At 68.1% G+C, this 12,356-nt stretch carries 10 protein-coding genes; 5 read left to right on the top strand and 5 right to left on the bottom strand.

Annotation, left to right across the window (positions count from 1 at the left end):
* Positions 1 to 108 precede the first annotated feature (108 nt).
* From JI745_RS25850 to JI745_RS25835, 4 genes are read left to right on the top strand one after another with little or no spacing between them, the layout of a single operon-like run.
* Positions 109 to 1,059, top strand: a complete 951-nt coding sequence (locus JI745_RS25850; protein ID WP_201813391.1) for a hypothetical protein — start codon at positions 109 to 111, stop codon at positions 1,057 to 1,059.
* A gap of 30 nt (positions 1,060 to 1,089) precedes the next feature.
* Complete coding sequence (locus JI745_RS25845) at positions 1,090 to 1,911, top strand: enoyl-CoA hydratase (RefSeq protein WP_201813390.1); 822 nt, start codon at positions 1,090 to 1,092, stop codon at positions 1,909 to 1,911.
* A gap of 12 nt (positions 1,912 to 1,923) precedes the next feature.
* On the top strand, positions 1,924 to 3,591 hold the full coding sequence (locus tag JI745_RS25840) for a class I adenylate-forming enzyme family protein (RefSeq protein ID WP_201813389.1): 1,668 nt from the start codon (positions 1,924 to 1,926) through the stop codon (positions 3,589 to 3,591).
* Positions 3,592 to 3,621: 30 nt separating this feature from the next.
* The gene (locus JI745_RS25835; protein ID WP_201813388.1) at positions 3,622 to 4,599 is read left to right on the top strand and encodes a nitronate monooxygenase family protein; all 978 of its coding nucleotides are present in this window, start codon (positions 3,622 to 3,624) and stop codon (positions 4,597 to 4,599) included.
* A gap of 4 nt (positions 4,600 to 4,603) precedes the next feature.
* Here JI745_RS25835 and nadB read toward each other — a convergent pair whose 3' ends face one another.
* Positions 4,604 to 6,265 carry an L-aspartate oxidase gene (nadB, locus tag JI745_RS25830; protein ID WP_201813387.1) on the bottom strand — a complete coding sequence of 554 codons (1,662 nt, stop codon included), beginning with the start codon at positions 6,263 to 6,265 and terminating at the stop codon, positions 4,604 to 4,606.
* A 169-nt stretch (positions 6,266 to 6,434) separates the two neighbouring features.
* Here nadB and JI745_RS25825 point away from each other — a divergent pair, with 169 nt between their 5' ends.
* Complete coding sequence (locus JI745_RS25825) at positions 6,435 to 7,709, top strand: hypothetical protein (protein WP_201813386.1); 1,275 nt, start codon at positions 6,435 to 6,437, stop codon at positions 7,707 to 7,709.
* A gap of 55 nt (positions 7,710 to 7,764) precedes the next feature.
* Here JI745_RS25825 and clpB read toward each other — a convergent pair whose 3' ends face one another.
* From clpB to JI745_RS25805, 4 genes are read right to left on the bottom strand one after another with little or no spacing between them, the layout of a single operon-like run.
* Entirely contained in the window at positions 7,765 to 10,359 is a 2,595-nt protein-coding gene (gene clpB, locus JI745_RS25820) for an ATP-dependent chaperone ClpB (RefSeq protein WP_201813385.1), read from the bottom strand.
* 48 nt (positions 10,360 to 10,407) lie between these two features.
* A complete protein-coding gene (crcB, locus tag JI745_RS25815) occupies positions 10,408 to 10,797 on the bottom strand; it encodes a fluoride efflux transporter CrcB (RefSeq protein WP_201813384.1) in 390 nt (129 codons plus the stop codon).
* Entirely contained in the window at positions 10,794 to 11,273 is a 480-nt protein-coding gene (locus JI745_RS25810; RefSeq protein ID WP_201813383.1) for a molybdenum cofactor biosynthesis protein MoaE, read from the bottom strand. The genes crcB and JI745_RS25810 overlap by 4 nt, the downstream gene beginning before the upstream one ends.
* A 19-nt stretch (positions 11,274 to 11,292) precedes the next feature.
* Positions 11,293 to 12,114, bottom strand: a complete 822-nt coding sequence (locus JI745_RS25805) for an alpha/beta hydrolase (RefSeq protein ID WP_201813382.1) — start codon at positions 12,112 to 12,114, stop codon at positions 11,293 to 11,295.
* Positions 12,115 to 12,356 lie beyond the last annotated feature (242 nt).

Here is a 12,356-nt window from a genome sequence, read left to right as displayed (position 1 = left end):
GCATCTTCCGTCAACGGAGCCCCTCTCGCATGACACCCGCGCGACTGTGCTGGCATGGCGCGGGGCCTATGCTCGTTGTCCTCTCCCATCGTTGTGCCAGGACGCGCCATGACCGCCCCCTTCGACACCCCGCTGGCCCTCTGCGGCCCCTTGCGCCAACCCCGCCAGATGCTCGCCGAGCAGACCTATGGCGGCCACCTTTCCATCCACGACGACAAGACCGCCGGGGACCTGGGCCTGAAGGCCGGCCCCATCGAAGGCCCCACGCACTTCAGCCAGTTCGACCCGCTGCTCGCGAGCCTCTTCGGCAACGCCTGGTTCGAGACCGGCTGCATCAGCTCGCACTACCAGAACATGGTCGTCGAAGGCGAAGAGGTGCGCGCCTTCGTGCAGCCACCGAAGGCCGGCGAGAAGCTCGTGAAGATCTGGGCCGAGAAGAAGGACGGCACGCCCGTGCTCACCGGCACGGCCTCCGTCGGCGACGTGCCCGATGCGCAACACGAGATCCCGCAACGCATCGCCAAGCTGCGCCCGGCCACCGGCCTCGTGATCAACCGCGACCTCAAGGTCGGCCAGCGGGGCGCGCAGAAGGAAACCATCGCCATGGGCTTCGACCAGCACATGGGCGACTACTACCCCTTCACGCTCAACTCGAAGCTCAAGGTCATCACCGAGCCCTCGCCCTGGTACACCGCCGAGGGTGGCGCCTCGTCGCCCTGGGGCCGCGCCATCATCCCCATCGAGATGATCAGCGTGCTGCTCGGCAGCACCTCGGCGCTCGCGGGCTTCAAGGGCAAGCAGCCCGCGGTCGGCCTCTTTGCTGGCCAGCAGATCCGCCTCATCAAGGGGCCGCTCTTCGTCGGTCAATCGTATGACCTCGAGCGCGACATCATCGCCCTCAGCGAGAGTGCACGCACCGAGTCGTGCTGGATCCGCACCAAGGTCTTCCAAGCCGGCACGCGCACGCAGGTGGCCGAGATGATCCTCAACAGCGCCACGCTCAAGGCCTCGTATGCCAACTATGAAAAAGACGCCCGCGAACTCGGCCTCGTGAAGTAAGACGAACCAGACGACGACAGGAGACAGCCCATGACCACGCTCGACACCGGCACGCCGGACCTGCAAGCCTCCCTGCACGCCGGCGTGCTCACGCTGACGATGAACCGCCCCGAGGCGCGCAACGCCCTCTCGCGCGCGATGCTGCAGGCCATGCAGCAGCAACTCGTCGCCGCCGAGTTCAACAGCGAGGTGCGCTGCGTCGTGCTCACCGGCGCGGGCAAGGCCTTCTGCGCCGGTGGCGACGTGAAGGGCATGGCCGCCGCCGGCGACGGCACGGTGGGCCAGCGCACCATCGACGAAGCCATCCACCAGCAGCGCCACAGCCAGCGCGAGACGGCGGGCCGCCTCTTCAAGATGCCCAAGCCCACGGTGGCCGTGCTGCACGGTGCGGCGGCCGGCGCGGGCTTGTCGCTCGCGATGGCCTGCGACCTGCGCCTGATGTCGAGCAGCGCCTTCATGACCACCGCGTTCGCAAAGGTCGGCTTCGCCGGCGACTACGGCGGCACCTACTTCATGACGCAGCTGATCGGCGCCGCGAAGGCACGCGAGCTGTACATGCTCTCCGACCGCATCTCTGCCGACGAAGCGCTGCGCCTCGGCCTCGCCAACTGGGTGTGCGAGCCCGAGCACCTGGGCGCACGCACCAACGAGCTCACCGCCCGCCTCGCCAAGGGTCCGGCCGTGGCCTACCGCTACATGAAGGAGAACCTCAACCGCGCGATGGCGGGCGAGGTCGACGAGTGCCTGGACCTCGAAGCCACGCACCACATCCACTGCGGACAGACAGAAGATCACAAGGAGGCCGCCAAGGCATTCGTGGAAAAGCGCGAGCCTGTCTTCAAGGGGCGCTGAATGCCGGAACCGATGCTTCGCGCGCAAGCGATCGCGGAACTCACCGCGCCAGGGCAACCCGGCGAATTGATCGACATCGTCGCCCATGGCCGCAAGGTGAAGGCGTTCAAGAACGCCCCGCCAACGCTGCGCGACTACTACGAGCTCTATGTCACCGACCTGCCCTTCCTGATCTACGAGGACGAGCGCTACACCTTCCGTGAAGCGTGGCAGCAGGCCTCGCGCATCGGACATGTGCTCGTCCGCCAGTGCGGCGTGAAGCCGGGCGACCGCGTGGCGATCTCGATGCGCAACTACCCCGAGTGGATGCTTGCGTTCAGCGCCATCACGTCCATCGGCGCCATCGCCGTCGCGATGAACGCGCACTGGCAGGCCGACGACATGGCCTACGCCCTCGTCGACTGCGGGGCGAAAGTGCTGCTGGCCGACCAGGAGCGGCTCGACCGGCTGGCACAGAAACCCGTGAAGGGCCTGCAGGTGTTGTCGGTGCGTGCCACCGAACTGAAGGCCGGGGCGCGCGACCTGAAGGCCGCGACGGCCGGGCTCGGCGATGTGCCGATGCCACCCGTCGTGATGGGGCCCGACGACCTGGCCATCATGCTCTATACCTCGGGCTCCAGCGGCCGGCCCAAGGGCGTGCCGTCGACGCACCGCATGGTGATCTCGGCCCTGCTCTCGTGGGAGCTCGACTACGCCATCCTCGACAAGGTCAATGGCGTCGTGCGCCCCGAGCCCGTCGAACAAGGTGGCACGCTGCTCGCCGTGCCGCTCTTTCATGTGACGGGGCTGCATTCGTCCTTCCTGGGCAGCTACCGCCTGCAGCGACGCCTGGCCAGCATGTACCGCTGGGATGCGGAGAAGGCGGCCGAGCTGATCGACGGCGAGCGCCTCACCTCGCTCACCGGGCCGGCCGCCGTCACCGGCGACCTGATCCGTGTGGCGCAGTCGGGTCGCTTCAGCCTCGCCACATTGGCCTCGCTCGGTGGCGGCGGTGCCCCGCGTGCGCCCGAGCAGGTGCGGCAGATCGACGCGAGCTTCACGCAGGCCATCCCCAACATCGGCTGGGGCATGACCGAGACCAACGCCATCGGCGCCGGCATCGTGGGGCAGGACTACCTCGACCACCCCAGCAGCTCGGGGCATTGCTCGCAAGTGCTGGAGCTGCGCGTCACCGACGAGACCGGCCGCGTGCTGCCCCCAGGCGAGCGCGGCGAGCTGTGGGTGCGTGGCACCTCGGTCTTCACCGGCTACTGGAACAACCCCGAGGCGAACAAGCAGGCGTTCGACGGCGACTGGTTCCGCACCGGCGATGGCGCCTACATCGACGCCGAGGGCTACCTCTACATCGTCGACCGCCTCAAGGACCTGATCATCCGCGGCGGCGAGAACATCGGCTGCGGCGCGGTCGAGGCGGCGCTGGTGATGCACCCGGAGGTGATCGAGGCCTCGGTCTACGCGGTGCCCGACGAGCGCCTCGGCGAAGAGGTCGGCGCGACCGTCTACGGCACCGACAAGCTCGACGTCGACGAGCTGCGCAAATTCCTCGAAGTGCATCTCGCGAAGTTCGAGATCCCGCGCTACATCGAACGCGCGCGCGCACCGCTCCCCCGCACGCCCTCCGGCAAGATCCTGAAGCGCGAAATCAAGCAGGCGGCGGTCGCACGCCTGAAGGCCGCCTAGAACAATTCCACCGTCAAGAGGACTCCCTCCATGAAGACCCGCATCACAGAACTCTTCGGCATCGAGCACCCCATCATCCAGGGCGGCATGCACTACGTCGGCTTCGCCGAGATGGCCGCGGCCGTCTCCAACGCGGGCGGCTTGGGGCTGATCACCGGCCTCACGCAGCGCAGCGCGGCCGACCTGGCGAAGGAGATCGCCCGCTGCCGCGAGATGACCGACAAGCCCTTCGGCGTGAACCTCACCTTCCTGCCCTCGGTGAACACGCCCGACTACCCTGGCTACATCAAGGCCATCATCGACGGCGGCGTGAAGGCGGTCGAGACCGCCGGCAACAACCCGCAGAAGTACCTGCCTGCGCTGAAGGAAGCCGGTATCAAGGTCATCCACAAGTGCACCTCGGTGCGCCACGCGCTGAAGGCCGAAGCCATCGGCTGCGATGCGGTGAGCGTCGACGGCTTCGAGTGCGGCGGCCACCCGGGTGAAGACGACGTGCCCAACTTCATCCTGCTCCCCCGCGCAGCCGAAGAGCTGAAGATCCCGTTCGTCGCCTCGGGCGGCATGGCCGATGGCCGCTCGCTCGTGGCCGCGCTCGCACTCGGCGCCGACGGCATGAACATGGGCACGCGCTTCATCGCAACAAAGGAAGCGCCGGTGCACCAGAACGTGAAGGACGCGATCGTCGCGGCCAGCGAGCTCGACACGCGGCTGGTGATGCGCCCGCTGCGCAACACCGAGCGTGTGCTGAAGAACGCGGCGGTGGAGCGGCTGCTGGAGAAGGAGCGCGAACTGGGTTCTGCCATCACCTTCAACGACATCGCGGCCGAAGTGGCCGGCGTCTACCCGCGCATCATGAAGGAGGGCGAGATGGACCTGGGCGCGTGGTCGTGCGGCATGGTGGCCGGCCTGATCAAGGACGTGCCGACGGTGAAGGAACTGATCGACCGCATCATGGCCGAGGCCGAAGCGATCATCGGTCAGCGGCTGGCGAAGTTCGCCGCCGCCTGAGGGGCTATCGCCAGAGACCGGTGGGCCCTGCGCCGCGAGGCTGCGGCCCGCGTTGCGTGCGACCCGCCGGCCGCATCAGGATCGTCGGGAAGCTCACCGGCAGCGTCTGCGGGAAGTCGCGGCTGAAGTGCAGCCCGCGGCTCTCGTGCCGCATCAGCGCCGAGCGCACGATCAGCTCGGCGCAATCGACCAGGTTGCGCAGCTCCAGCAGGTCACGCGTCACGCGGAAGCTGCCGTAGTAGTCATCGATCTCGCCGCGCAGCAGCGAGATGCGATGCAGCGCACGCTCCAGCCGCTTGGTCGTGCGCACGATGCCCACGTAGTTCCACATCAGGAGGCGCAGCTCATCCCAGTTGTGGGAGATGACCACCTGCTCGTCGGAGTTCTCGACCTGGCTCTCGTCCCAAGCCGGCAACGCGGCCGGCTCACGCCCGCCGAGCGCGAGGATGCTGTCGGCGCAGGTGCGGCCGAGCACCACGCATTCGAGCAGCGAGTTGCTCGCCAGGCGGTTGGCGCCGTGCAGGCCGGTGTAGGTGGTCTCGCCCACCGCGTAGAGCCCCGGGATGTCGGTGCGGCCGTGCAGGTCGGTCACCACGCCGCCGCAGGTGTAGTGCGCCGCCGGCACCACGGGGATGGGCTGCGTCGTGATGTCGATGCCGAGCTTCAGGCAACGCGCGTAGATGGTCGGGAAGTGTTCTTTCAGGAACTCGGCGCCGAGGTGCGTGGCGTCGAGCAGCACGTTGTCGACGCCGTGCTTCTTCATCTCGAAGTCGATCGCCCGGGCGACGATGTCGCGCGGGGCCAGCTCGCCGCGCTCGTCGTGCGCATGCATGAAGCGCGTGCCATCGGGCAACTTGAGATGGCCGCCCTCGCCTCGCAGCGCCTCGGTGATGAGGAAGCTGCGCTCCTGCGGGTGGTACAGGCAGGTCGGGTGGAACTGGATGAATTCCATGTTGCCGACGCGGGCGCCCGCGCGCCACGCCATCGCGATGCCGTCGCCGGTGGAGGTATCGGGGTTGGTGGTGTAGCGGTAGACCTTGCCGGCACCGCCGGTCGCCATCACCACTGCGGCGGCAGGGAGTGTCTCGACGCGCTGGTGGTCGATGTCGAGTGCGTAGACGCCGTAGCAATGCGGCTGCTCGTCGCGCTTGAGGTGGCGCGAGGTGATCACGTCGACCGCCATCCAGCGCTCGCGCAGCTGGATGTTGGGGTGGCGGGCCACCTCCTCGAGCAGCACGTCGTGGATGGCCTTGCCGGTGGCGTCGGCCGCGTGGGCAATGCGGCGCACGGCGTGGCCGCCTTCGCGGGTGAGGTGCAGGCCGAGCGGGCCTTCGGGGTCGGGCGAGAAGGGCACGCCGCGCGCCACCAGCCATTCCACGGCCGCGGCGCTGTGCTCGGCAATGAAACGCGCCGTGTGCTCGTCGACGAGGCCGGCACCGGCGTCCTGCGTGTCACGCACGTGCGATTCGATGCTGTCGTCGGTGCCCAGCACGCCGACGATGCCGCCCTGGGCCCATTGCGTGGCGCCCTCGTTGAGGTTGCGCTTGGCCAGCACCACCACCGGGTGCTTGTCGGCCAGGTGGAGCGCCACGGTGAGGCCCGCGAGCCCCGCACCGACGATCACCACGGGAAGCGTGGGCTGAACGGGCGTGCTGGCGTGTGGCATGGGTGATGCAGAGGCGCTGGGAGGGCCGGATTCTATCGACGGGCCTGTTCCCGCTTCGTCAGGTTTAGGGATGGGCGCAGGCACAGCGGTGTGAAAACATGCCCAGGCCACCCGTCACATTTTGAAACAGCAGGCCTACACTGGCGAATCGGCAAGGCGCACACCCCACATGTCCACCCCTCCCTCCTCCGGCCAGGCCGACGAATGGCAGTCCACCCGCGCCGAGACCGCGGTGCCGACGCAGATCCAGCCTCGGGAAGAAGACGACAGCGACCCCGCCCAGCGCGACATCGGTCGCCCGGTGAGCCCCACGCAGCGGGAGCTCTTCGTCTCGTGCGACCCGGCCGAGGCGATGCAGCAGCAGCTCGACCACCTGCAGCCCGAATACATCGCCCTGCACGACATCGGCACGTCGTCGTCGCGCAAGCTGCTCGCGGGGGTGGCCGCGGCGAGTGGCCGACCGGTGCAGAAGCTCGTGATCCGCCGCCAGGGGTACGGCACGCCGCTGGCCACGCTCGAGTTCGTCGACTTTCCCTCGGCCGGCCAGTCGTCGCTGCGCCTCTACACCACCGAAACCGACGCCGACACCCACCAGCGCCATGAGCTGGCCCGCGTGCTGCTCTGCTACAGCCGCCTCGGCGTGATCATGATCGGCGACCTGCCGCCGCACCTGATGGGCTCGTCGTTCGAGCCGCTGCGCGAAGCCATGATCAAGCGCGACTGGCGCAACCGGCACATGCTGCTGCTGCCGCTCGCCAACTCGACCGCGCTCAACATCACCGCCACCGAGCTTGGCCGCGGCACCGGCGTGGCGGTGCGCACCACGCCGCAGGTCACACGCCCGGCCGATGCCTGGTCGTTCATCAGCGGCACCTGGAATCGGCTGCGCGAGCAGATTCACACCGAAGCCGGGGTGGGCTTGCCGCCCCTGCCGGGGGCCAACAGCCGGGCCGGTGCACCGGGTGCACCCGCGGAGGCCGTCGTCAGCGCGCCGACGCCGCTCTCGCCACCCGTGATCCCGCCGGTGGCGATGAAGCCGATGCCGGCCACGAGCCCACGGGAGCCGCAGGCCGAAGACGGCGTGCTGGGGCGCTACGTGCACCAGCTCATCGGCCTGCCGGGCATGGTGAGCGTGGCCATCTTCGACACCGCGAGCGGCCAGCCCCTGCTTCACGCCGGTGCTCGCCCCGGCGGCACCGAGCTGGGCCAGCACGGCTCGGCATTGCTTGCCGCGATGGCGCACGCCAGCCGCACGCTCGGCATGGGCCATGCGCTGCCCGAAGCGGCCGTCACGCTCGGCACGCACCACCTGCTGCTGAGGGCCGTGCCGCACCACCCGGGCCTCGCGCTGCACGCAGTGCTCGACAAGACCCACGCCAACCTCACGCTCGCACGGCTGCAAATCGGCCGCATGGACGCGGTGCTCGACGCCGAACGTCAATAAGAAAAAAGGCCGCTCCCTCTTCGGGACGCGGCCTTTCGCAAGGGTCGACGCAACGTCAGTGCACGGTGCGCTCGAAGCTCAGCTCGCCGTTCGCGTCGACGACCACCGGGATCACATCCTTCGGCCCGAACTTGCCTTCGAGGATCAGCTTGGACACCGGGTTCTCGATGCGCTGCTGGATCGCCCGCTTGAGCGGCCGCGCACCGAACACCGGGTCGAATCCCGCCTTGGCGATCTCGGCCAGCGCGGCCGGCGAGACGTCGAGCTTCATGTCCATCTTCTCCATGCGGCTCTCCAGCACCTTGAGCTGGATCTTCGCGATGGACTGGATGTTGGCCTGGTCCAGTGCGTGGAACACCACCGTCTCGTCGATGCGGTTCAGGAACTCCGGGCGGAAATGCTGCTTCACCTCGACCCACACCGCGTCGCGAATGGCCTCGGGGTCCTGCCCGGCCATCTGCATGATCTGGTGCGAGCCCAGGTTGCTGGTCATCACGATCACCGTGTTCTTGAAGTCCACCGTGCGGCCCTGGCCGTCGGTCAGGCGACCATCGTCGAGCACCTGCAGCAGCACGTTGAAGACATCGGGGTGCGCCTTCTCCACCTCGTCGAGCAGCAGCACGCTGTAAGGCTTGCGCCGCACGGCTTCGGTCAGGTAGCCGCCCTCGTCATAGCCCACGTAGCCCGGGGGCGCACCGATCAGGCGAGCCACCGAGTGCTTCTCCATGAACTCGCTCATGTCGACGCGGATGAGCTGCTCTTCGCTGTCGAAGAGGAACGCGGCCAGTGCCTTGCACAGCTCGGTCTTGCCCACGCCGGTGGGGCCGAGGAAGAGGAACGAGCCGGTGGGCCGGTTCGGGTCCGAGAGGCCCGAGCGTGAACGGCGGATGGCATTGGCCACGGCCGAGATGGCCTCGTCCTGCCCCACCACGCGCTCGTGCAGCTTGGTCTCCATCTGCAAGAGCTTCTCGCGCTCGCCCTGCATCAGCTTCGCGACCGGGATGCCGGTGGCACGCGCCACGACCTCGGCGATCTCTTCCGAGCCCACCATCGTGCGCAGCAGCTGGGGCCGGCCGGCGGCACCGCCGCCCTTCTTCAGCTCCTTGGCTTGCGCGTCCTTGAGCGATTTCTCCAGCTCGGGCAGCTTGCCGTACTGCAGCTCGGCGACCTTGTTGAAGTCACCCTTGCGCTTGAACTCCTCGATCTGGAAGCGGATCCGGTCGATCTCTTCCTTCACATGCGCGGAGCCCTGCGCCGTGGCCTTCTCGCTCTTCCAGATTTCTTCCAGGTCGGCGTACTCGCGCTCGAGCTTGCCGATCTCGTCTTCGATCAGGCCCAGGCGCTTCTGCGAGGCTTCGTCCTTCTCCTTCTTCACCGCTTCGCGCTCGATCTTGAGCTGGATCAAACGGCGGTCGAGCTTGTCCATCGCCTCGGGCTTGGAGTCGATCTCGATCTTGATCTTGGCGGCGGCCTCGTCGATCAGGTCGATGGCCTTGTCGGGCAGGAAACGGTCGGTGATGTAGCGGTGAGAGAGCTCGGCCGCGGCCACGATGGCCGGGTCGGTGATCTCCACGCCGTGGTGCACCTCGTACTTTTCCTGCAGGCCGCGGAGGATGGCGATGGTGGCCTCGACGCTCGGCTCGCCGACGAGCACCTTCTGGAAGCGGCGCTCCAGCGCAGCATCCTTCTCCACGTACTTGCGGTATTCATCCAGCGTGGTCGCGCCGATGCAGTGCAGCTCGCCGCGCGCCAGCGCGGGTTTCAGCATGTTGCCGGCGTCGATGGCGCCTTCGGCCTTGCCGGCGCCGACCATGGTGTGGATCTCGTCGATGAAGACGATGGTCTGGCCCTCGTCCTGCGCCACTTCCTTGAGCACGCTCTTCAGGCGCTCCTCGAATTCGCCGCGGTACTTGGCACCGGCCAGCAGCAGCGCCATGTCGAGCACCAGCACGCGCTTGTTCTTCAAGGTGTCGGGCACCTCGCCCGCGACGATGCGCTGCGCCAGGCCTTCGACGATGGCCGTCTTGCCGACCCCCGGCTCGCCAATCAGCACCGGGTTGTTCTTGGTGCGACGCTGCAACACCTGGATCGCGCGGCGGATCTCGTCGTCGCGGCCGATCACCGGGTCGAGCTTGCCCATGCGGGCACGCTCGGTGAGGTCGAGGGTGTACTTCTTCAGCGCCTCGCGCTGGCCTTCGGACTCGGGGCTGTCGACCTTCTGGCCGCCGCGCACCGCGTCGATCGCGGCTTCGAGCGCCTTGCGGGTCAGGCCGTGTTCCTTGACGATGGGGCCGACGGACTTGCTGTCGGCTGCGGCGAGCAGGAACATCTCGCTCGCGATGTACTGGTCGCCACGCTTGGTGGCTTCTTTCTCAGACGCCTGGATCAGCGCGCCGGTCTCGCGGCCGGCCTGCACCTGCTCGCCACCTTGCACCTGCGGCAGCTTCTTGATCTCGGCGTCGAGCGCCGATTGCAGCTTGGCGGTGTTGACGCCGGCCCGTTCGAGCAGGGCCTTGGGGCCGTCGGTCTGGGCCAGCATGGCGGCCAGCACGTGCACCGGTTCGATGTAGGGGTTGTCGCGGGCGAGCGCGAGGCTCTGGGCTTCGCCGAGGGCTTCCTGGAACTTGGTGGTGAGCTTGTCGAGACGCATGGGTGAAATCCTCCGATTGCTGGGGATTTGAGGCAGCTCTCCCGAAATTCAAGCCAGCGCGCTGCGCATCAATCTAAAGCCGATGGCGGCGAAGGCGAGAGAGCCCACCACATGGGCCGAGGTATGGACCAGTGCCCAGAAATACTCGCCGCGCTGCATCAGCGAGAGCGATTCGCCCGAGAAGGCCGAGAAGGTGGTCAGGCCGCCGAGGAAACCCGTCACCAGCAGCAGGCGCAAGACCTCGTTGGGCGTGCGGTCGAACCACACCAGCGCCGCGCCGATCAGCAGGCCGCCGACGCAGTTGACGAGCAAGGTGCCCAGCGGGAAGCCGCTCCACAGGTTGTTGAAGGCCAAGCCCGCCCACCAGCGCAGCAGCGCGCCGATCGCCGACCCGACGGCGACGGCCACGACCTGCAGCCACGGCACGCCGGCCGTCATGCCGCATTCCCGCTGGCGATCCCCCAGCGCGCGAGCGCCTCGTCGTCGTGCGTGCGCGCATCGACCCAGCGGGCACCTTCGGGCGTGTACTCCTTCTTCCAGAACGGGGCTTGTGTCTTCAGGTAGTCCATCAGGAACTCGCAGGCTTGGAAGGCGTGGCCTCGGTGCGCCGAGGTGACGGCCACCAGCACGATCTGGTCCTGCGGCTTGAGCAGGCCCACGCGGTGGATCACGCAAGCCGCGCGGATGTCAAAGCGGTGGGCAGCCTCGATCGTCATCGCTTCGATCGACTTCTCGGTCATGCCGGGGTAGTGCTCCAGCTCCATCAGCTGGACGCCCTGGCTTTCGCTGCGGTCACGCACCGTCCCGACGAAGCTCACGATTGCGCCCACGCCGGGGTCGCCCGCCCGCAAGGCGGCCACCTCGGCGCTGAGGTCGAAGTCATGGGTCTGGATGGTCACGCGCGCGGTGGTCATGTGGGCTGGGATTGTGGCCTCAGTTCGCCTGCATGAAGCGCACGATGGTCTCCACCGTGGCAGCCTCCTGCCCGACGTAGCCGTGCGGCGAGCGCCCTTCGCAAGCCGCGAGGCTGACCTGGCCCGACGGCGCCGCACCGCCCTCCACCGACACCATCTGCTTGCGTGCGCTGCCCAGCTGTGCCAACAGGCGCGGCATCTCGGCCGGCGGCGAACGCAGGCACTGGTCGTGAACATGCCCGATGACGAGCGCCGGGACCTTGATCGCCGTCAGGGGAAGGTCGAACACCGTCTGCTGCGTCCAGGTCTTCTGGCCTCCGCTGGTTCCCTGCATCAGCGCGGAGCTGAGCACCACGCCGTCGGGTGCCGCATCACCCGTTGCACGAGACGCCACGTTGGACGCCGAAATCGTGCCGCGGCTGGTGCCGATCACCCACACCGGCCCCTTCACGCGGCGGCGCAGCTCGGCAACCAACTTGCCCAGGTCGGCGCCATGGGCCTCGGCCGCGCGAAAGCCCGCCAGGCCATCGGTGCCTTGGTGGTCGCTCGGCACGTCGACCAGGGCGGTGGCGTAGCCGGCGTCACGAAAGAGCCCCGCCGTGCGCACGAGGAAGTTGCCATTCAGCGCCTTGGGGCAGCCTTGCGCATCGAGCTTGAGGTGGCCATCGCCACCGGCCAGCAGCACCACTGCGCCCCGCACCGCCACGCCGTCGGCAGGCTGGGCCAGCGAGTACGGCATCTGGGTGCCGTCGTGGGTGGCGATCGTGGCCCGCTCGCCGCAGGCCGCCACCGCGAGGCCCGGCACCGCCAGTGCGCAAACAAACCCGTGACGCCAACGCATCGCATCTCCTGGCAATCAAGATGTGCGGGAAATTGTGGCACCGCCACGGCGCTACACACGGCAGAATGCCGGGCATGCTTTTGCGACGCACCGCCCTCGCCTCCCGCCCCTCGGGCGGAGCCGCGTGCGCGCTCAAAGCCAAAAAGCAGACGCTCATCTGACCGGAGCGCTGCAGTTCCGTCGTCAGCTGAGCGACGGAACAGACTTCACGGCAGGCCTCCACCCTTCCCCACGCTGAACCC

It is taken from the genome of Piscinibacter sp. HJYY11 (assembly GCF_016735515.1).
Lineage (GTDB): Bacteria > Pseudomonadota > Gammaproteobacteria > Burkholderiales > Burkholderiaceae_C > Rhizobacter.
The sequence above is the reverse complement of the archived record's forward strand: the minus strand, read 5'-3'. Positions and strand labels throughout refer to the sequence as shown.